The sequence below is a fragment of the Paenibacillus sp. FSL L8-0494 genome (assembly GCF_038003695.1).
GTDB lineage: Bacteria > Bacillota > Bacilli > Paenibacillales > Paenibacillaceae > Paenibacillus_AQ > Paenibacillus_AQ odorifer.
The window spans coordinates 969,863-991,534 of record NZ_JBBOPQ010000001.1 but is presented as its reverse complement, the minus strand read 5'-3'; the positions used below and the strand labels follow the sequence as shown (position 1 = coordinate 991,534).

The following is a 21,672-nucleotide window of genomic DNA, read 5'->3' as shown; positions in this document are numbered from 1 at the left end:
TACTATAACTGCTTAGTAATAAAATGGCGCGCCCTGAGAGATTCGAACTCCCGGCCTTTTGATTCGTAGTCAAACGCTCTATCCAGCTGAGCTAAGGGCGCAAAATCTATATGGAGCGGACGACGGGAATCGAACCCGCGACCCTCGCCTTGGCAAGGCGATGCTCTACCGCTGAGCCACGTCCGCAAAAACATGGTGCGCGTGAAGGGACTCGAACCCCCACGTCGTGAAACGCCAGATCCTAAGTCTGGTGCGTCTGCCAATTCCGCCACACGCGCACACTTTAAAGAAAATGGTGAGCCATGAAGGACTCGAACCTTCGACACCCTGATTAAAAGTCAGGTGCTCTACCAACTGAGCTAATGGCTCTCATAAATGGCTGGGGATATAGGATTTGAACCTATGCATGACGGAGTCAAAGTCCGTTGCCTTACCGCTTGGCTAATCCCCAATAATAATTAACTAAATGGCGGAACCGACGGGATTCGAACCCGCGATCTCCTGCGTGACAGGCAGGCATGTTAGGCCAACTACACCACGGTTCCATAGACATAATGCATAAGTGTAAATTGGTTGCGGGGGCAGGATTTGAACCTGCGGCCTTCGGGTTATGAGCCCGACGAGCTACCGGGCTGCTCCACCCCGCGTCATTAATAAGTATATACTATTCATTTTCACCATACCAGCTTATCCCTAAACATAATGTATAAGAGTAAATTGGTTGCGGGGGCAGGACTTGAACCTGCGACCTTCGGGTTATGAGCCCGACGAGCTACCGGGCTGCTCCACCCCGCGTCAGTGAAAATAATATGGTGGAGGCTGAGGGGATCGAACCCCCGACCCTCTGCTTGTAAGGCAGATGCTCTCCCAGCTGAGCTAAGCCTCCATGATATGACCCGTATGGGATTCGAACCCATGTTACCTCCGTGAAAGGGAGGTGTCTTAACCCCTTGACCAACGGGCCATGCTAATAATTTTTATGGCGGAGAGAGAGGGATTCGAACCCTCGAGACGCTTGTGGCGCCTACACGATTTCCAATCGTGCTCCTTCGGCCAAACTCGGACACCTCTCCATAAATGGCTCCCCGAACAGGACTCGAACCTGTGACAACTCGATTAACAGTCGAGTGCTCTACCAACTGAGCTATCAGGGAATATGGTGGGCCTTAGTGGACTCGAACCACCGACCTCACCCTTATCAGGGGTGCGCTCTAACCAGCTGAGCTAAAGGCCCTTCTAAGACATATTAATATTAAGGGCAAAAAAAATACCACGGGTAATGTGGTTGTCCGCTTGGCGGCGTCCTACTCTCCCAGGACCCTTCGGTCCAAGTACCATCGGCGCTGGAGGGCTTAACGGTCGTGTTCGGGATGGGTACGTGTGGAACCCCTCCGCTATCGCCACCAAACGGGCATTTACAGCGTAAATGCTCAGGCTTAATCGCCTGAAAACTGAATCCGAAACGAATCTGCATTCTAAATATTGGATAAGCCCTCGACCGATTAGTATTGGTCAGCTCCATGCATTGCTGCACTTCCACCTCCAACCTATCTACCTCGTCGTCTTCAAGGGGTCTTACTAATTGGGAAATCTCATCTTGAGGGGGGCTTCACGCTTAGATGCTTTCAGCGCTTATCCCGTCCGTACGTAGCTACCCAGCCATGCTCCTGGCGGAACAACTGGTGCACCAGCGGTACGTCCATCCCGGTCCTCTCGTACTAAGGACAGCTCCTCTCAAATTTCCTGCGCCCACGACAGATAGGGACCGAACTGTCTCACGACGTTCTGAACCCAGCTCGCGTACCGCTTTAATGGGCGAACAGCCCAACCCTTGGGACCTACTTCAGCCCCAGGATGCGATGAGCCGACATCGAGGTGCCAAACCTCCCCGTCGATGTGGACTCTTGGGGGAGATAAGCCTGTTATCCCCAGGGTAGCTTTTATCCGTTGAGCGATGGCCCTTCCATGCGGTACCACCGGATCACTAAGTCCGACTTTCGTCCCTGCTCGACTTGTAGGTCTCGCAGTCAAGCTCCCTTATGCCTTTGCACTCTGCGAATGATTTCCAACCATTCTGAGGGAACCTTGGAACGCCTCCGTTACTCTTTAGGAGGCGACCGCCCCAGTCAAACTGCCCGCCTGACACGGTCCCCGTACCCGGTAAGGGTACTAGGTTAGAACCTAGATACGATCAGGGTGGTATCCCAACGGCGCCTCCACCGAAGCTTGCGCTCCGATTTCTACGGCTCCCACCTATCCTGTACAGATCGTACCCAAATTCAATATCAAGCTGCAGTAAAGCTCCATGGGGTCTTTCCGTCTTGTCGCGGGTAACCTGCATCTTCACAGGTATTAAAATTTCACCGGATCTCTCGTTGAGACAGCGCCCAAGTCGTTACGCCATTCGTGCGGGTCAGAATTTACCTGACAAGGAATTTCGCTACCTTAGGACCGTTATAGTTACGGCCGCCGTTTACTGGGGCTTCGGTTCATAGCTTCGGGTTACCCCTAACCACTCCCCTTAACCTTCCAGCACCGGGCAGGCGTCAGCCCGTATACTTCGCCTTGCGGCTTCGCACAGACCTGTGTTTTTGCTAAACAGTCGCTTGGGCCTTTTCACTGCGGCCCCCTCGTGCTATTCACACTACCGGGGCACCCCTTCTCCCGAAGTTACGGGGTCATTTTGCCGAGTTCCTTAACGAGAGTTCTTCCGCGCGCCTTAGAATTCTCTTCTCGCCTACCTGTGTCGGTTTGCGGTACGGGCACCTTCTCCTGGCTAGAGGCTTTTCTTGGCAGTGTGAGATCATGACCTTCGCTACTATAATTTTCGCTCCCCATCACAGCCCAGCCTTAACGATGTGCGGATTTGCCTACACATCAGCCTCACTGCTTAGACGGACATCCATCAGTCCGCGTCACTACCCTCCTGCGTCACCCCATCGCTCATAGCGGATTACGGTGGTACAGTAATTTCAAACTGTTGTCCTTCGACTACGCCTTTCGGCCTCGCCTTAGGTCCCGACTTACCCTGAGCGGACGAGCCTTCCTCAGGAAACCTTGGGCTTTCGGCGGATCAGATTCTCACTGATCTTTTCGTTACTCATACCGGCATTCTCACTTGTGTAGTGTCCAGCGCTCTTTTCAGTACACCTTCAACCCCTACACAACGCTCCCCTACCCCAGATACATACGTATCTAGCCATAGCTTCGGTGGTGTGTTTAGCCCCGTTACATTTTCGGCGCAGAGTCACTCGACCAGTGAGCTATTACGCACTCTTTCAATGGTGGCTGCTTCTAAGCCAACATCCTGGTTGTCTGTGCAACTCCACATCCTTTCCCACTTAACACACACTTGGGGACCTTAGCTGATGGTCTGGGCTGTTTCCCTTTTGACAATGGATCTTAGCACTCACTGTCTGACTCCCGGCAATAAGTATATGGCATTCGGAGTTTGACTGAGCTTGGTAATCCTTGCGGACCCCGCACCCAATCAGTGCTCTACCTCCACTACTCTTATACCGAGGCTAGCCCTAAAGCTATTTCGGGGAGAACCAGCTATCTCCGAGTTCGATTGGAATTTCTCCGCTACCCCCACCTCATCCCCGCACTTTTCAACGTACGTGGGTTCGGGCCTCCAGTGCGTGTTACCGCACCTTCACCCTGGACAGGGGTAGATCACACGGTTTCGGGTCTACGTCCACATACTAAATCGCCCTATTCAGACTCGCTTTCGCTGCGGCTCCACCTTCTCGGCTTAACCTTGCATGTTAAACGTAACTCGCCGGTTCATTCTACAAAAGGCACGCCATCACCCATAGATCGGGCTCTGACTTTTTGTAAGCACACGGTTTCAGGTTCTATTTCACTCCCCTTCCGGGGTGCTTTTCACCTTTCCCTCACGGTACTGTTTCACTATCGGTCGCCAGGTAGTATTTAGCCTTAGCAGATGGTCCTGCTGGATTCATACGGGGTTTCACGTGCCCCGCACTACTCGGGATCCGTCTCGGAGAGAACACAGTTTAGGTTACAGGGCTTTTACCTCTATCGCGGGCCTTTCCAGACCTCTTCACCTACCATATTCCTTTGTAACTCCATGTGAGACGTCCCACAACCCCAAGAGGCAAGCCCCTTGGTTTAGGCTGTTCCGCGTTCGCTCGCCGCTACTGACGGAATCACTATTGTTTTCTCTTCCTCAGGGTACTTAGATGTTTCAGTTCCCCTGGTCTGCCTCTACATTTCCTATGTATTCAGAAATGAGTAACTGCGAATTACCACAGCTGGGTTTCCCCATTCGGACACCCCCGGATCAAAGCTTGCTTACAGCTCCCCGAGGCAGTTTCGTTGTTCGCCACGTCCTTCGTCGGCTCCTGGCGCCTAGGCATCCTCCGTGTGCTCTTATTAGCTTAACCTTGATTTTTCCGTAGGAAAATATCGAACGATATCTTCTTTGAAAAATCTCACTAATAACATTTACTTGTTTGCACAAGTTGCTAAAAGATGTTCTAAAACGCAAATTCGTTTCGGTATCCAGTTTTCAAGGATCAAGTCTTACTTGAGAGCTTAAACTCTCAAAACTGAGCAACGAGTGAGTAACAGGCCTAAACCTGAGTTTTGGAAGCTGAGCTTCCGATTTGAATGTCCTCATTGCAGAGAACGATTCTCCATAGAAAGGAGGTGATCCAGCCGCACCTTCCGATACGGCTACCTTGTTACGACTTCACCCCAATCATCTACCCCACCTTCGGCGGCTGGCTCCCTTGCGGGTTACCCCACCGACTTCGGGTGTTGTAAACTCTCGTGGTGTGACGGGCGGTGTGTACAAGACCCGGGAACGTATTCACCGCGGCATGCTGATCCGCGATTACTAGCAATTCCGACTTCATGCAGGCGAGTTGCAGCCTGCAATCCGAACTGAGACCGGCTTTGATGGGATTGGCTCCACCTCGCGGCTTCGCTTCCCGTTGTACCGGCCATTGTAGTACGTGTGTAGCCCAGGTCATAAGGGGCATGATGATTTGACGTCATCCCCACCTTCCTCCGGTTTGTCACCGGCAGTCACTCTAGAGTGCCCAGCATTACCTGCTGGCAACTAAAGTTAAGGGTTGCGCTCGTTGCGGGACTTAACCCAACATCTCACGACACGAGCTGACGACAACCATGCACCACCTGTCTCCTCTGTCCCGAAGGCCGCTGCTATCTCTAGCAGATTCAGAGGGATGTCAAGACCTGGTAAGGTTCTTCGCGTTGCTTCGAATTAAACCACATACTCCACTGCTTGTGCGGGTCCCCGTCAATTCCTTTGAGTTTCAGTCTTGCGACCGTACTCCCCAGGCGGAGTGCTTACTGTGTTAACTTCGGCACCAAGGGTATCGAAACCCCTAACACCTAGCACTCATCGTTTACGGCGTGGACTACCAGGGTATCTAATCCTGTTTGCTCCCCACGCTTTCGCGCCTCAGCGTCAGTTACAGCCCAGAAAGTCGCCTTCGCCACTGGTGTTCCTCCACATATCTACGCATTTCACCGCTACACGTGGAATTCCACTTTCCTCTTCTGTACTCAAGCCACCCAGTTTCCAGTGCGACCTCAGGTTGAGCCCAAGGTTTAAACACCAGACTTAAATAGCCGCCTGCGCGCGCTTTACGCCCAATAATTCCGGACAACGCTTGCCCCCTACGTATTACCGCGGCTGCTGGCACGTAGTTAGCCGGGGCTTTCTTCTCAGGTACCGTCACTCCGATAGCAGTTACTCTACCGGACGTTCTTCCCTGGCAACAGAGCTTTACGATCCGAAAACCTTCATCACTCACGCGGCGTTGCTCCGTCAGGCTTTCGCCCATTGCGGAAGATTCCCTACTGCTGCCTCCCGTAGGAGTCTGGGCCGTGTCTCAGTCCCAGTGTGGCCGTTCACCCTCTCAGGTCGGCTACGCATCGTCGCCTTGGTGGGCCGTTACCCCACCAACTAGCTAATGCGCCGCAGGCCCATCCCTCAGTGACAGATTGCTCCGTCTTTCATTCTTCTCTCAGGAGAAAAAAGAAATTATCCGGTATTAGCTACCGTTTCCGGTAGTTATCCCAGTCTGAAGGGCAGGTTGCCTACGTGTTACTCACCCGTCCGCCGCTAAGTTATTTTGAAAGCAAGCTTTCAAAATAACTCCGCTCGACTTGCATGTATTAGGCACGCCGCCAGCGTTCGTCCTGAGCCAGGATCAAACTCTCCAATTAGTATTGAAAAGAGCGATATGCTCATTTTGAAACATCTGACGAGAAAATTAATTCTCTAATTTTGGATTTCACTTACGTGATTTCCTACTCACTCGTTGTTCAGTTTTCAAAGATCAAGTTCTCGTTGGCGCTGTTTAATGTCTCAGCAGCAACTCTTATACTATATCATGTTCGGCTATTTAATGTCAAGCTCTTTTTTAACTTCTTTTTCGAGCTCGGCATGTGTATTTCTTGGCCGGACTTAGAATATATCATGTATAGAGATTCATTGCAAGCTTTATTTTAAAAAAACTAAACACATACTTTTCCGCAATTGTATCGCAACCGCATTCCCCTTTTCCGCGTCTATCTATTCAACATCAAAGTCCCCTTCATACATAGGTATCAACTCCATTATTTTTGGCAAAGAGGTGATTCATATAAAGACCTTGCATGATCTCTAGCTTCCCTCTAAAAGGAGGTTGGAGAATCAATGAGCAGAAGTGTGAAAAAGCAACCCGTGTGCAGCGACCAACAGAAACACGGTTCCTCATGGGCTAAAAAACAAGCCAATAAAGCCGTCCGCCGCTCCCCTGGCGACATCCCTAAAGGGAAATGGTATCAGAAACTGTATAACAGCTGGAACATTTGCGACTACAGCTTTTACCAAACTAAACAGCAGGCGATTCATGAATGGGAGACAAACAACTGGATCCAGATGAGATTCCCCTCCCGCCAAGAGGCCATTCAAGATTGGCACAAGTCTTATAGAAGAAAGTAAATCAAAAGATGCCCCGGCAGGGAAGCGCCGGGGCATCTTTTTACCTAGAAGCTTAATTTCGCACCTACAGTTACAATCTCAGATGGACCTATCTCTAAGTGGTGAACCGAAGACGTTGCTCCTTGTAAAGCAGGGTTAAGCTGCTCTAAGATATTGCTTTTAAATAAATACTCTTGAGGACTGTTCACTTTCAGTTGCAGTTGTGTCTGCTGAGCGGACATATTGTACCAACGCAAAAACAAGTCGCCTGAAGTTCCGTTCATTTTCATGGATGAGAAGGCCATGTTGTCTCCTTCCCAAACCAATGGGGTATATCCAGAGTTCAACTTCCCGCTATGCAGACCGGTCTGACATACCGTCCAAGGGATCTGGAATTGATAGGCCTCTGTAAATGCCCGCTGTTCACTTCCCTCACCAGAATGAGGAATCAGCTCCAGTTGTGCTGTATATTCACCCAGGCACTGAGCTTCCGGAGTTGGGAACCAACCCCAATCCCCCAATTCCCCTACGCTGCGTAGCAGGGTGACGGCAATAGTATTGCGTCCATCCCGCAGAACCTCATATTCGTTCAATCCCTGGTTGGCTACCGTAAGTCCTACATCGCCATTGCTGACATCTACAAAGGATTGCTGATGTTGAGTATTGCTCGGATTTGCCCATTCCGGTGCCGGATTATTGTCCCGCATAGCCACTTCGAACATAGAATCCACACGATGCACATCGGTAGACAAATCGGTCGGGAACAGCATTCGCACCCGGTGATCCTTGGCTTTGTTATTAATTGTGGATTCAATATGCACGCCTTTGCCTTCCCGCTCCAGCGATACGACGGTACGAAGCTTCAAAACCACCGTATTTACGCTCCGCTGCGCTTTACGCTCAGGATAATACACAAGTGCACGCTGTTCCGCCTCCAAGGTGTCATCCGCCGAAGCCGGAATCTCCCAATCTATTTGGATCTCAATGGCCGCACGGAAGGGAGAGTCTTCAATCACCTTAATGACTGCAGGCTGGCCTTTGGTCGTCAGCGCTTGTTCACCTTCTGGCTGCTTGTACATGTATTCATTGCCTACGTCTCCGGTATTCTCGTAAATCCCCAACTCACGATAAGTGGTACCGCTGCGCTTATCCAATAATGTAAATGAACCATCCTCAGCAACAACTACCTTGAGAGATGCATTCTCCAAGCTGTGCTCTCCTTCTATTAAAGAGCTTCCCTGAGCGGATTCCGCAGCTGATTGTACCCAAGCGTAAGTACAAAGCCCAAGTGCAGGCACATTGCGGGCTTCAAAAGTAAGTCTCACCTTGCGGCACATATACGGCTGGCGGAATTGGTCATCAGGCAGATCATAACCAAAGTTTAAACCCAGGTCTTCCACTGTAGACGCTAATTCCTCCCCTGTGTGATCGACGAGAATCCGGCCGGACAAATCAACAGCCAGCATTCTGCGGGCGGTCTCATCCAACGGATAACCCTCGCGCAGATATAACCGTTCAGCATCCAGCTCTATAGTCACCGTTCCCGTACGCTTCCACCCCGTGGTATTCATCACTATAAAAGGAACTGCATCTTCCCCGTAGGCAGAAAAGCCCGAAGTATCCACTTGATCTGCGATAAACTTAACGCTGTCATCTATGATGCTCTCAGCAACATGCCGACTTTTATCAAAACGCGTTACCATCTCACGATGCACTTCATCCACACTACAACCACAGATACTGTCATGCGGATGGTTCTGCATCAGCGTCTTCCAGGCATAGGTGAATAGATGATGTGGGTAGTCCTGTCCGGACAGGCGGGCGATGGAGGCCAGCGGCTCGGCTACTTTTTCCAAAAGAGTCTGGCCCAGCTGGTTCATCTGCTTCAAATAAACCCGGGCTGAGGCTGTGTTCACCAAGGTGCCCCATCCGTCTGTACGCTGGCTGCGCAGTTCCCCGGTAACGGTGGAGAGCTCCCGCTGACCCGAAGATAATTGCTGATCCAAGTCTTGCAGATAGTCCGGGAAATTCGAATGCACGAACTTCACTTCAGGGTATAGCTTTTCGGCGGTGCGGATAGCTTCCGGCAAATCCAATTGCAGAGGCTGGTGGTCGCACCCGTTCATGAACAATAACTCCCCCGTTGAAGCAAACTTCTCTGCATCCGCAAGCTTACGGTCCCAGAATTCCCGGGCCGCACCTTCCTCTACAGGAACTTCATTGCCGTTAGAATACCAGTTGGCAAATAGGATACCGAGAATTTTGGATCCATCCGGTCCTTCCCAGATCAGCTCGGAGAAAGAGGACTCATAACCCGCATCCGATACAGTGTTGTTAAATCCCGTAGGCTTCACCCCGCGTCCAAAAAAAGCATTCGTAATCCCTGACTGCAACATCAGCTGCGGAGTCTGTCCGACCAATCCAAAGGTATCGGGAAAATAACCGATTTTGGAAGGCTCGCCGTATTTCTCGGCATCCTGATGGCCGATCTGCATATTCCGCACATTTGCCTCACCGCTCGTCAGGAACGCATCCTGCAAAATGTACCAAGGTCCAATCAAGATTCGCCCATCCCGGATATACTGCTCCAGCTTCTCTTTGTTCTCTGGCCGAACCTGAAGATAATCCTCCAGAATAATGGTTTGCCCATCGAGGTAGAAACTGCGGAAGGCGGAATCTCCGTCCAGCTTGGCAAGCAGTGCATCCACCAGCTGAACCAGACGGACGTGGTGTTTCTCATAGGGCAAATACCATTCACGGTCCCAGTGAGTATGGGACACGATATGGGCTGTTTTGGTTGTTGTGTGGGTCATCTGTGTGTACACCTCAGTTCTTCAGCATTTATTAAGCGTAATGTTAACCTCTTCAGGTCTATAGACAGCTACCAGCTTGCCCGTTGAATCAGCTGCAAACAACACCGAACGTTCCTTCTCCAGTAAAAATGAGTAATGAGCTCCAGTTGCAGGATCTTTTACTTCAAGTTCGGCATCCCAGGCGTATTCAGATACGAAGATATACAATGAACCTTCTGCAAAAGCAAGCTTTCGCCCGTACACACCTGGCAGGTCTCCACCGCTGATCCATTCCAGCTCGGTTTCGATACCTGCGGCTTGTGCAGCATATTGGTAGAGCGCGGCGATTGGCTCGTCGCGGTCATTCAGTTCTAAAGGTAGCGGGCACCAGATCAGGCGACCTGTGCCAATCTGGCGTTCGATGAGGTGATCACCTACACCTCCTGAGCTAGACGAATCAACATCTGCATTTGCTGGCGTTTCTTTGACTAGCTCCGCGATTCGCTTCTGTCCGTAGGACACGGCAAACTTGCGTCCGTTCAATAGAAGCTGCTCCTCACGGCGCATGTTGCCAAGTTTACGGGCTCCTACTATTGCGTCCATACGATCCGAAGGTTGCCAATACGCATCAACCCCCAATGTTCCAGTAATGAGTAGAACGGCACCTGTACGCTCCACTATGTCCAGCAATTGCTGAAGGGCGTCATTATCCAGATTGTGCACACTCGGCAGGAGAATCAACTTAGCCGGCTCTGCCTCCAGCGGAGCCAGATCGTATTCCGATACGGCGCGGAAAGGCAAATGAAGCTGATAAGATAAGATCCGTGTCAGGCGGGTAGTCGCATCATAGGCGAGCTTCCGGTTAGAGAAGTCATTAGAGTAAGGGAAAACCACGGCAATCTCTTCCAGCTTCCGCCCGTCAAATAATCCCCCGGCTTCGCCGATGAACCGCCCAAAATCATAAGACACATCCGCTTCCGGCTTCTCAGTCCCATCGGCCCGCAGCGCACCGATCTGTGATTCATTGGCATTATCCATATAAAAGTTCGTGTTCCAGATCCATTGCACAGCCCCGGCACCTCCAGAAGCAAACGCATAGGCATATTTGCGCTCCAGCATGGCCCGCAATTCTTCCTCACTGCGTTTAGCCCGTCCGTCTGGCGTCTCTACGTACATGATGCCGGTCTCCTGAATGAGGTTCGGTTTGTGATGGGTTTTGGCAAAAATCCCATCCCAGAGCAGATTGTCATTCAACCACCAGCTGTGAACAGTGGTGTAATCGACATCGCGCTCATAAAAGAACGGCGATGGCCGTTGGGCACCCAAAGCCTCATCCTGCCCTACGGTCACTAAATGATCTGGGCTGAGTTCCTTAATAGTGCCGCTAAGCTCCCTTGCCCATACGTTGTGCATGTCCATGGAGAACAGGCAGTAGTCGAGCCAACGTGTGCCGCGCTTCCCGGAATGAATATCCTGCACACTGAAGTTAATCTCTTCTTGCTCAGGAGGTTGTGCAGCCGCAAAATTCGGCAATTCCAGCGGCGTCATATTCCAGCGCTCTTGCAGCGAAGTTATATCACCATGGCGTTCCTCCAGCCAAGCAGAGAAAGCAGCGCGTTCATATTTATCTCGCGCCGAGCTCGGTCCGTCCGAGAAAATCCGCGGCGGATCAAACATTGACGGTTCATTGATCAGATCCCAATCGACATGGGTTGTCGTGCGATGCCGGGCGACGATGGAGCGGATGAACCGTTTTTGCGCTTCTACACTGCGCGGATCGAGATAAGGATTCGCCCCTTCCCAAGTCTCCGGCGTAAAGGAGAAGAACGTAAAGGTAACTTGCAGCCCATGCCGCTTCGCAGTCAGTAGAAAAGCATCAATAGCCCGCAGCACTTCTTCCGAGGCATGGCCGTCTACCTGCATAATATTGCGGTAGGCTGTCCAGATGCCGGTACGAATCCAGTTGATGCCTGCCTTCCGCATCTGTGCCATATCCCGATCCCAGACATCAGCATTTGGCAGGAATAGAAACTTCCGCGCTACGTCAGAGGTCATATAAGTCATGCCGACAACAGGTAAAGGCTGACCGTCTTTGATAAAATAATCTCTTCCAGCCTTAATCGCTTCCCCCTGCGATAACAGGCCCACGTCATGTCCCCAGAAGCCTTGACGCAACATCCGCACTTCGCCTTCTTCAGATACAGCATGGCAAGTGAGATGGTACAGGCCAGGTTGAATTTCTACAGCAAGCGGTACACGTAGGAAGTTCAGCTCGCGACTGACCTCAAGCTTGCACTCGTGAGTAAAACATGGGATAGACTCCCCGTCTTTGCTCAGAGTGATGTTCAGGGTCCACTGCGCTGATGTCGGTGATGATTGGCTGCGGCTTAGCCGCTGGCCCTGCATAAACAGCAGCGGCCGCTCGCCTTCTTCATAAGAAGCATAGTTAGGCTTCAGCCACAGCTCTGTTACACCCCGAGCGGCAAAGGTTGCCCAGCGGGTTAATGCTTCCGTTCCGCCTTGATTCCAGAAATCAGGCGTAAGCGGTTGGCCGATGAAGATCCAGCGGCCACCGGCAAAAGGCCCGCCGATATGCTCCCACAGCACAGCTGGAGCTGAAACTTCCCGCCCGGCGGCGGTAATGCCCTTAAGCAGCGGATAAATCCGCGTGTCCATAGGTCCACTGGAACCCATCTGCTCCGGCAGGTCACTGCTTTTAGTGACATGCGGCACCAGGTTCCAGGTATCCGTCAGAGCCAGCTGCTGCTCATCACCTACGAAGAGCGGAATGTCTCTAAGCGCAACATGCTGCTGTATGCGATCTGTGCTGCTCACACGCAGCGCTTCATGGATATGCAGCTGGCGGTGATAGGCAGTCTGCTCAGCTTCGATCCGCCACTCTTCAGCGACTAGGCGGACTGGATGCTTAAACGGGGCACCCCCAATGCTGATCAAGCTGCCGCCTCTGCTCAAATAAGCGACGATGGAAGGCCAAGCCTCCTTCGGGAAGTATGGAGCATGGAAGCTAACGAAGCAGTCCCCGGCCTTGGCGCTGTCCAGCGTTTCGGCCAGCTGTTCTGCATGAACAGGAGAGTCAGTATGATGTAATCCTATGGACTGTGCCTGTTCTGTGGTCAGTCCGCCCGCTGCGGTATACCCGGGAAAAGACGGGTCCGCGAACAGGATGATACGGCCCCCGCTCACAGAATACCTTCCTTCATCGCCCGATAGACAAGCTGCGAAAATAAGCTGTTAGACCATGCAAACCAGCTGCGGGTAAATACACTAGGATCATCTACATGGAAACCTTCATGCATATATCCGGTTCCGGCATCCGTACTTTCCAGCATCGCAATCAGTTCCAGCTTCTCTTCGGCAGTCTGAGCCGTAATGCCCTGCATGGACAACGCCATGTGCCAGATATAGTTCTCCGGAGTGTGCGGACTGCCGATCCCTTTGGCAGCTGTGCCTTCGTAATAGAACGGATTTTCTTTGCTCAATGCGAAACTTCTGGTGTTCTGGTAGATGGGATCATCCGCCGAAGCGTAACCCAGATACGGAATGGAGATCAGTCCGGGCGTTCCCGCATCATCCATCAGGCAGTAATTGCCGAAGCCATCGGTCTCATAAGCATAAATCGGACCAAACTCCGGATGGCGATAAATGCCGTAGAGTTTGATGCCATGATCCACTTCAAATTCCAGTTCTTTAAGTTCAGCCAGGAAGTCTAGGTCGCGGAAGACCCACTCCGCGAATTCCTGCATCTGGCGCAGCGCGACAACAGCGAACATATTGCCAGGAATGTTGTAGTGGAAATCACAGGCATCATCGCTGGACCGGAAGCCCGACCAGATCATTCCGGTATAGTTCACCGGCATGCCGAGACCGCTATTGCGCAGAGAATCTTCCGGAATGCCGTTATTGCGGCTGAACCGGTACGGAGACTGCTCGAAATGCCGCTGCTCTCTTTTGAACAAATCGAAGATCTGGCGCATGGCCGACTTGAACCCCGCGTCGAAGAAATCAGTCAGACCCGTCTCTTTCCAATAGGTATAAGCGAGGCGTACGACAAAACATAACGAATCAATCTCAAATTTACGCTCCCACACCCATGGCGACATCTCGGTCACATCCGTAGTGTTCCAGTGCCAGTCATTGGCCAACTCATTAAATGCATTGGCGTAAGGATCGATATGAATATACTGAATATGGCGTTTGATAAGACCTCCGATAATGCGCTGGAGATCGGGATCGTTTTTGGCCAGAGGCACGTATTGAATTACCTGCTCCACTGAATCACGCAGCCAGGAGGCCGGAATATCGCCGGTAATCACAAAGGTGGTTCCGTCATCCAGCAGTTTAGTCGTCGTCTCCAGCGTATTCGGAAAACAGTTCTTGAACAGTTGCAACAGCTTCGGGCGATGTGCCAGCTTCTCCTCTGCTTCGGCAAGCACTTCTTGTACAGCCTGCGGCAGCGGTAGCTGGGGCATTGCTATTTTGGGTAATCGGAATTGTTCCAAGTGAGTTATGCTCCTTTGCATCTGTGATGTGATTATTTAACTTCTGATGTAGATTGTTTTGATCTCGTAAGGGGCAAAGTGAAGTTCCAGTTCACCGCCAGCCGTGTGTTCGATCAGTTCCAGCTGCTCTTCCAGAGCATTGGACAGGTAGACGCTCTGAACCGGCTGCTGCCATTTGAGCTGAACCCGCTCGCGGCCTCCCGAGGATTCGTAGAAACGCAGAACAGTCCCCTGCCCATCCTCGGATGGCTTGATCGTATCCAGCACCACATGCTCACCGGAGAATCCGATAAATGAGCCCGTTGGCGGCAGCTGCCCCTGTGTTGATGAAGCGGCAAAAGTATACAGCTCATGATTTAGCTCTGCTGCACGGCGAACAGTATGAGCCTCCTGCCAATCCCCACGGTGCGGATATAGCGAATAGGTGAAGTCATGCTCGCCGAGATCCGCAGTAGCATCCGGCCATTTCGGCGCGCGCAGGAGCGACAAACGAATGGTGCTGCCTTGGATGTCATAGCCGTATTTGCAATCATTCAGCAGACTGACACCATATCCACGTTCGGATACATCGGCAAAACGGTGCCCGCAAACCTCATACTGCGCCTGCTCCCAGCTGGTGTTGCGGTGGGTCGGACGTTCCAGCGCACCAAAAGGTATCTCGTAAGTCGCTTTATCCGCCACAACATCAATTGGAAACCCTACCTTAAGCAGCTTATGGGCTTCGTTCCAGCTTACATGCGTCTGGAAATCAATCCGGGGATTATGGTGATGTAGAATCATATCCTGAGTAATCTCGGATTGGCCCAGCTTCCAGCGGAAGCGCAAAATATCCTGCAACGCACCAGTGCGGATCACTGCCTTTTCTATAAGTTCAGCCTCCCCGGCGGGTTGGGCTTCATAACGGTTGTCAATGTCCCAGGCATCCCAAAGCGTGGGACGGTCGTGGAAAAAGTGGAAGCGATTCGCCGGCTCACCGGATTTTACGATCTCCCGGTTTCCTTTTTTATCAAAAAGGCTGGTGATTTCTCCCCGCTCGTTAAAGGTAATACGATAATAGTCCGTCTCCCAACGGTCGCCGAAGGGAACAGCTCCTACAGCTGTTTGATTATGTTCAGCAGCGGCAGATTCTGCATGACTTTCATCGGATGTGTTCTGAGACAGATCACGAATCCAGATCGTTTTGTAGCCAAAGGCTGGAATCTCCGGAACGAGAACCGAGACACCAGAAACTGCTGCCTCCTCCGTCAGGACATCTGCTTCCAGCAGTACGTTATCCTCGCCATACACCGCAAAGTTTCCGCAGTCGGCTCCTTCTTCGCTGAGAGCAAGTTCGACTACGGCATCACGCGTCCAACCCAAACTATTAAAAACAATGTAAGGTGTGCCCTCGCCTGATGTGTTAATGTTCCCCACCAATGCCGCAAGCCCCGGCTGAAGGGCAACACGGCCAAGCTCAAACACCTCTGCGTATTCCTTCTCTGAGATCTCGTAAGCTTCGGTAATCGCCGAGCCCGGAATAATATCATGGAACTGGTTCAACAAAATCAGCTTCCAGCCCTGATGCAACTGCCCGGCAACTACGGCACGTTGCTCTGTGTCCAGCTGCGGCGAAGCTAGTGTCTGCCACAGCTCCGCTTCACGGTACAACACTTCCGCCTTGCGGTTGTTCCGCTTGTTGCGGCCGTGCGTAGTGTAGGTGCCGCGGTGCAGCTCCAGATACAGATCGCCCCGCCACTGCGGCAGCTGCGGCTGACTGTGCGTAATGCCCGCGAAAAAATCCGCGGCATTACTGTATTTGCTTTCCGGCTGGCCGACCATTAGCTCGGCACGCTGGATATATTCCAGCATCTCGCGCGTGACCCCGCCGCCGCCGTCACCATGCCCATAGAGCAGCATCTGCTCGTTATGTTTATCTTTTTCGCGGAAGGACTGATAGTGTTCATGCACATCTTTGGGCAGCGTATTCTCATTAACCCCGTGATTCAGATAAGACAACATTGGTGTGCCGTCAATGCCGACCCAATGGAACAGATCGTAAGGGAAGACATTAGTGTCATTCCAGCCCAGCTTGGTGGTCATAAAATATTTGATTCCACCATGCTGCAGAATCTGCGGCAGAGAGGCGCAGTAGCCGAAGGTATCCGGCAGCCACTCAATCTGCGAGGTGCGCCCGAACTCTTCCAGATAAAAGCGTTGGCCATACAGCATTTGCCGCATCAGCGATTCTCCGCTCGGAATGTTCAGATCCGGTTCGATCCACATCCCACCGACCAGTTCCCAGCGTCCTTCACGGATGCGCGTCTTGACCTTCTCATAGAGTACCGGGTCATTGTCTTTCAAATATTCGAACAGCAGCGGCTGGCTCTGCGCATATTGATAGTCAGGATATTCGTCCATCAGGGCATTCACCGTCGAGAACGTCCGGCTAGTCTTGCGCACGGTCTCGCGCGCAGGCCACAGCCAAGCAATATCGATATGGGACTGGCCCACCATGTGGATTGTTCCTTCGGCATGACCGCCGATCTCCCCGACTCTGCCCCGCAGCTTCTGCTCGATTCGCGTAATCTCACCACCATCGCGGATCTCCTGCGTGGTAAGGCCAACGAATTCATCCATCGCCACATACAAAGCTTCCAGCATCCGGTTACGGCGCTGGTCCTGCTCAGGCAGCAGAATTGCCGAATCGCGAATCACTACTGCCGTGTACATTAGACTCTGCACAGGTCTGTTCACCAGCACCAGCTGGCTGTGGATCAGCCGAATCGGCGGCTGGATCACCGCCTGTTGATTTAATGGGTCCACCGGCTCGGGGACCGGATCGAAGAGTTCGATTTCCAGTTCCAACGGACGGCCAGAAGGATCACCTGTCAGGGTCACAAAGGTATGATTGCGGTCGAGTCCTTGCCGCGATTCACCGTTCACCCGCAGCAGCCCTTCCCCACCTGAAGCAAAAATCAGTCCGATGTGGCCCGGCAGCCAGTTAGCCGGAATCTCCAAAGTACGGCGGAAGAAATAGGTCGTTCCTTGCACACTCGGGAAGAGATCATAATTGCTGGCGTCCTTGTAAGGCTGCAGCTTGTCATACTGTCCCGGCAATTGATACACCGAGGACATAATCTCCCAATCGCGCAATTCCTCCATTTCTAACCATTGCTGCTCGGAGAGCTCGCGGATGAAGCGTTTAATGCGTTCCATGTCTTTACCCCCTCACCGTCAAATCGGTGCTCAGTGTATCATTCACATGCTTACCCACCAGCACTTTAAACGCTCCTGGCTCTACAACAGGTCTTAAATCCGGTCCGATATATTGCAATTGCTCCGGTCCTACCGTGAACAACACGGTTTGCTTCTCACCCGGAGCCAACTTGATTTTGTCAAAAGCCTTCAATTCCCTGGCGGGACGCGTGACCTTACTGGCGACATCGGAAATGTACAGTTGCACCACCTCTGCGCCCTCACGGTCTCCTGTATTCTGAACGTCCACGGAAACTGTAGCCGTCTCCCCAGCCGTAATTACTTCTGGTTCTACCTTCAAGCCGGAGTACGTAAATTCGGTGTAGCTAAGCCCGAAGCCGAACGGATACTGAGGCTGGGAATCGGCCTCCAGATATCTTTTGCCACGGGAACGTTTGCCGTTGTAATAGACCGGGAGCTGGCCCACATGCTTCGGCACAGATACAGTCAACTTCCCGGAAGGGTTCACATCGCCGAACAGGATATCCGCAACAGCGTGTCCGCCTTCTTGGCCTGGATACCAGGCTTCCAGAATGGCATGTGCATGCTCGTCAATCCAAGGCTCGCTCACCGGACGGCCGTTAATATAAACGACGATCACAGGTTTGCCGAGTTGATGAACCTGCTGGATCAGTTCCAGCTGCACTCCCGACAGGGTCAACGACACCCGGTCAATGCCTTCGCCGCAGTCCATATCATTCCAGGCATTCTCCGTCACCTTGGACGCGCCTGTCTTGAGATCGATACTGCCTTCCAAGAAATCGCGTGCACTGGAGCCGCCGACGACCATAACAACGGTATCGGCCTGCTCTGCACAAGCGAGCGCGGCTTCAAAACCTTCGCGCGAATCGCCTTTGATCCGGCATCCCGGTGCATAGAGCACCCGCTCCGGCTCTGCAGCCAGCTTGCTGCGGATGCCGCTGAGCACGGTCGCTACCTTAGCCGGAGGCTGTGGCGAGGTGTAATCGCCGAGCTGGTTGTACCCGGCATCGGCGTTAGGGCCAATGACGGCGATCGTGCCGGCCGTCTTGGATAATGGCAGCACACCTGCTTCATTTTTCAGCAGGATGATGCTCTCGCCCGCCACTTGCCGGGCCAGCTCTTGATGCGCCTTACTGCCGATGACGCGTTCAGCCGCATCAGGATCAGCATATGGCTGCTCGAACAGGCCCAGCCTGAATTTGAGCGTCAGCACACGGCGGACCGCACGATCCAGCAGTTCCGGGTCCAGCTTGCCATCACGGACGGCAGCCACCAGGTATTTGCCGTACATTTCCCCGGACATCTCCATGTCGATGCCGGCTTCCATTGACTGCACTGCTGCATCCATGCCATCTTCAGCTACATCATGGCCAGAGGCCAGCATCTCTATAGCTCCGCAATCGGTAATGATTAGACCCTCAAACCCCCATGCTTCGCGGAGTATATCCTCTAGTAGTTCTGTATTTGTCGTGCAAGGCACGCCGTCTATTTCGTTATAAGCAGGCATAATGGAGACTGCACCCGCTTCGACCGCTTTTTTGAAGGGCAGCAGATCCACTTCCAGCAGTTCACGCCAGCCCATGTGCACAGGCCCGGCATTCCGGCCGCCTTCTGAGCTGCCGTATCCCACAAAATGCTTCAGCGTAGCCCCCACGCTGCCGCCGCTCTGCAAGGATTCCCCCTGCAGACCTTCAACGGCCGCAACCGCCATCTCGCTGATCAGGTAAGCGTCCTCGCCGAAGCACTCCTCGGTGCGGCCCCAGCGGGGATCACGCACCACATCCAGCACGGGCGAGTACGTAACCGCGCCGCCCTGACTGCGTGTCTCCAGCGCTACGGCGCGGCAGACCTCACGATACAGCTCCACATTCCAGGAGCTGCCGAGCGACAGGGGCACCGGGAATACGGTGGCCCCGATCGCCATGTGACCATGCGAGCATTCCTCGCCGATCAATACCGGAATGCCCAGCCGCGAATGCTCCAGCACATACCGCTGGAGCGTATTCACCGCTTCCGCACCTTCACGCGGAGACAGACCAGTGGCCAGCGTCACACCGGTCCACGGGTCAGCGCGTAACATCCCGTAAAGCGAGCCCACGCCGCCCCCCGCAACCTTCTCCTTGAAGCTTTCTGTCAAGGTCATCTTACCGTCTCTATGTTCATAGGCCTGCCAGCCAAAAGGCTGAATCAGCTGGCCGGCCTTCTCTTCCAAAGTCATCAGTCCGAGCAGATGCTCCGCCCGTTCTTCAGCAGGTAAATTCGGGTTTGTATAACTCATTCTTTAACAGCCCCTACAGTAAGACCTTGAATGAAATAACGCTGGAAGAACGGATAAGCAAAAATAATCGGCCCTGTCGCCAGCACCACCATCGCCATCCGCGATGTATCCTGCGGCATGGAGCGAAGAGCTTCCAGACTGAGCGAACTGTTCTGGGAGTTCTGCAAAATAAACTGCATACTGGTCTCGATCCGCATCAGCATCGATTGCAGCGGGACTAAATTCGGGTTGTCGATGTACAGCAGCGCATTGAACCAGTCATTCCAATAGCCGAGGGTGCTGAACAAGGCAATCGTAGCCAGACCGGGCAGTGATAAAGGCAACACCAATTTCAGGAAGATACGGAACTCGCCCGCCCCGTCGATTTTGCCGGATTCGATTATGGCATCAGGCACACTCGTGCTGTAGAAGGTGCGCAGAATCATAATGTAAAAAGCATTCACCGCCAGCGGCAAAATCAGCGCCCAGATCGTATCCTTCAGGCTTAGAAACTGCGTAACGATAATATAAGTCGGCACAAGTCCACCGTTGAACAGCATGGTAAAAAACGCGAAGAAAGAGAAGAAATTGCGGTAACGGAAGCTTTTCCGGGAAATGGCATACGCATAAAATGCGATAAACAAAAGGCTGATGATCGTCCCGATCACCGTAACAAAAATCGTCACACCATAGGAACGCAGCAGCATATCTCCGGATTCAAACACATAGCGGTATGCGCCGAGACTCCATTTTGCCGGAATCAGCTTATAGCCATCCCGCGCCAGTGCCACCTCATCGGTGAAGGAGATGATCACGACGAACAGAAACGGAAACACGCACAGAAACGCAAAGATGCCGGCTATCAGATTAAAAGTGATATTCCAGGGCGTTGAGAGATGGTGGAAATCACGTTCTTTTTTAGTCTTAGTAATGGAAGACATATGGCCCACTCCTTTCATGAGGTTCTAGAACAAAGCGCTATCCTTGTTGTATTTGCGGACAATATAGTTGGAGGTCATCACTAGCGTAAAGCCGACAACCGATTGATACAGACCTGCGGCAGTGCTCATACCAATCTCACCTGTTGTTTTGAGCCCTTGATAGACATAGGTATCAATAACATTCGTGACACTGTAGAGCGTACCGGAATTACGAGGCACCTGGTAAAAGAGACCGAAGTCGGCGTAGAAGATTTTACCGATGGCCAGCAGGGTCATGATCGTAATAATTGGACTCAGCAACGGCAGTGTAATATTGCGAATCTGTTGGAACTTACTAGCTCCGTCGATCATCGCCGCTTCATACAGCGACTTGTCGATCCCCATAATAGCTGCGAGATAAACTACGCTGTTGTAACCAACCGCTTTCCACAGATAGACTAAGATCAGGATGAACGGCCAATAGGCTTTTTCCGAATACCACTGAATTGACTCTGCGCCAAAAAAGCCCATGATCTGGTTCAGCATCCCACGTTCGGAGCTCAGGAAACTAAATGCAAAATAGCCGACCACGACCCATGACAGGAAGTAGGGCAGGAACATGCCGGTCTGATACACTTTGGCCAGCTTCTTGTTCACAATCTCGGACAGCACAATCGCCATCAGAACCGACAAGATCAAGCCAAGCAGGATAAACGCTCCATTGTAGAGCAAGGTGTTGCGGGTAATGATGTACGCGTCATTGGTGGTAAACAAAAACTTGAAGTTGTCTAGCCCCACCCATTTGCTGTTGATAATACTCGCCCAGAAGCCGTCGCGGCTAAAGCGGTATTCCTTGAAAGCAATAATCGTTCCTATCATCGGCAGGTAAGAGAAAAAGAGAAACCAAAGCGCACCTGGTAAAACCATGAGCAGCATAATCTTGTTATTCATAATATTTTTTATAAATCCGCTGATTGTCTTCACACTTAGATCCCTCCTGTAT

Annotated in this window: 8 protein-coding genes, 13 tRNA genes and 3 rRNA genes; 1 reads left to right on the top strand and 23 read right to left on the bottom strand. The window is 52.2% G+C overall.

Features of this window, described 5'->3' with window-relative positions; translation table 11 throughout:
• Positions 1-24: 24 nt before the first annotated feature.
• The 16 genes from NYE35_RS04445 to NYE35_RS04370 form a co-directional block, all read right to left on the bottom strand.
• A tRNA-Arg gene (locus NYE35_RS04445) sits at positions 25-101 on the bottom strand.
• A gap of 10 nt (positions 102-111) precedes the next feature.
• Positions 112-186: transfer RNA gene (locus NYE35_RS04440), tRNA-Gly, on the bottom strand.
• Positions 187-193: 7 nt separating this feature from the next.
• Positions 194-278 (bottom strand) — tRNA-Leu (locus NYE35_RS04435).
• 15 nt (positions 279-293) lie between these two features.
• A tRNA-Lys gene (locus NYE35_RS04430) sits at positions 294-369 on the bottom strand.
• 7 nt (positions 370-376) lie between these two features.
• Positions 377-451 (bottom strand) — tRNA-Gln (locus NYE35_RS04425).
• A 16-nt stretch (positions 452-467) separates the two neighbouring features.
• A tRNA-Asp gene (locus NYE35_RS04420) sits at positions 468-545 on the bottom strand.
• Between the two features lie 25 nt (positions 546-570).
• A tRNA-Met gene (locus NYE35_RS04415) sits at positions 571-647 on the bottom strand.
• A 71-nt stretch (positions 648-718) separates the two neighbouring features.
• Positions 719-795: transfer RNA gene (locus tag NYE35_RS04410), tRNA-Met, on the bottom strand.
• A 15-nt stretch (positions 796-810) separates the two neighbouring features.
• Positions 811-886: transfer RNA gene (locus NYE35_RS04405), tRNA-Val, on the bottom strand.
• Positions 887-892: 6 nt separating this feature from the next.
• Positions 893-964: transfer RNA gene (locus tag NYE35_RS04400), tRNA-Glu, on the bottom strand.
• 16 nt (positions 965-980) lie between these two features.
• Positions 981-1,073 (bottom strand) — tRNA-Ser (locus NYE35_RS04395).
• Between the two features lie 5 nt (positions 1,074-1,078).
• Positions 1,079-1,154, bottom strand: a tRNA-Asn gene (locus NYE35_RS04390).
• A 3-nt stretch (positions 1,155-1,157) separates the two neighbouring features.
• Positions 1,158-1,234 (bottom strand) — tRNA-Ile (locus tag NYE35_RS04385).
• Between the two features lie 57 nt (positions 1,235-1,291).
• A 5S ribosomal RNA gene (gene rrf / locus NYE35_RS04380) occupies positions 1,292-1,408 on the bottom strand.
• Positions 1,409-1,482: 74 nt separating this feature from the next.
• Positions 1,483-4,409 (bottom strand): 23S ribosomal RNA (locus tag NYE35_RS04375).
• A 258-nt stretch (positions 4,410-4,667) separates the two neighbouring features.
• A 16S ribosomal RNA gene (locus tag NYE35_RS04370) occupies positions 4,668-6,225 on the bottom strand.
• Together the 16S, 23S and 5S rRNA genes with 13 tRNA genes alongside form the textbook arrangement of a ribosomal RNA operon.
• A 472-nt stretch (positions 6,226-6,697) precedes the next feature.
• On the opposite strand from NYE35_RS04370, the gene NYE35_RS04365 reads away from it, so the two are divergent.
• Positions 6,698-6,985, top strand: a complete 288-nt coding sequence (locus tag NYE35_RS04365; protein WP_036684938.1) for a hypothetical protein — start codon at positions 6,698-6,700, stop codon at positions 6,983-6,985.
• A gap of 44 nt (positions 6,986-7,029) precedes the next feature.
• Here the strand turns inward: NYE35_RS04365 and NYE35_RS04360 are convergent, their stop codons facing one another.
• The 7 genes from NYE35_RS04360 to NYE35_RS04330 are packed head-to-tail and all read right to left on the bottom strand — an operon-like array spanning position 7,030 to position 21,620.
• Positions 7,030-9,777 (bottom strand): alpha-mannosidase, encoded by a 2,748-nt coding sequence (locus NYE35_RS04360; protein ID WP_076105363.1) that lies wholly within the window; start codon positions 9,775-9,777, stop codon positions 7,030-7,032.
• A gap of 21 nt (positions 9,778-9,798) precedes the next feature.
• Entirely contained in the window at positions 9,799-12,960 is a 3,162-nt protein-coding gene (locus NYE35_RS04355) for an alpha-amylase family protein (protein ID WP_341120250.1), read from the bottom strand.
• A complete protein-coding gene (locus NYE35_RS04350; RefSeq protein ID WP_076105361.1) occupies positions 12,957-14,276 on the bottom strand; it encodes a glycoside hydrolase family 125 protein in 1,320 nt (439 codons plus the stop codon). The genes NYE35_RS04355 and NYE35_RS04350 overlap by 4 nt, the downstream gene beginning before the upstream one ends.
• A gap of 36 nt (positions 14,277-14,312) precedes the next feature.
• Positions 14,313-17,471, bottom strand: coding sequence for an alpha-mannosidase (locus NYE35_RS04345; protein ID WP_341120248.1), 3,159 nt, complete (start codon positions 17,469-17,471; stop codon positions 14,313-14,315).
• A 4-nt stretch (positions 17,472-17,475) separates the two neighbouring features.
• Positions 17,476-19,770, bottom strand: coding sequence for a glycoside hydrolase family 3 N-terminal domain-containing protein (locus NYE35_RS04340; protein ID WP_341120246.1), 2,295 nt, complete (start codon positions 19,768-19,770; stop codon positions 17,476-17,478).
• Complete coding sequence (locus tag NYE35_RS04335) at positions 19,767-20,690, bottom strand: carbohydrate ABC transporter permease (protein ID WP_036684927.1); 924 nt, start codon at positions 20,688-20,690, stop codon at positions 19,767-19,769. Before NYE35_RS04335 ends, NYE35_RS04340 begins: the two co-directional genes overlap by 4 nt.
• A 24-nt stretch (positions 20,691-20,714) precedes the next feature.
• On the bottom strand, positions 20,715-21,620 hold the full coding sequence (locus tag NYE35_RS04330) for an ABC transporter permease (RefSeq protein ID WP_282579979.1): 906 nt from the start codon (positions 21,618-21,620) through the stop codon (positions 20,715-20,717).
• Between the last annotated feature and the right edge of the window lie 52 nt (positions 21,621-21,672).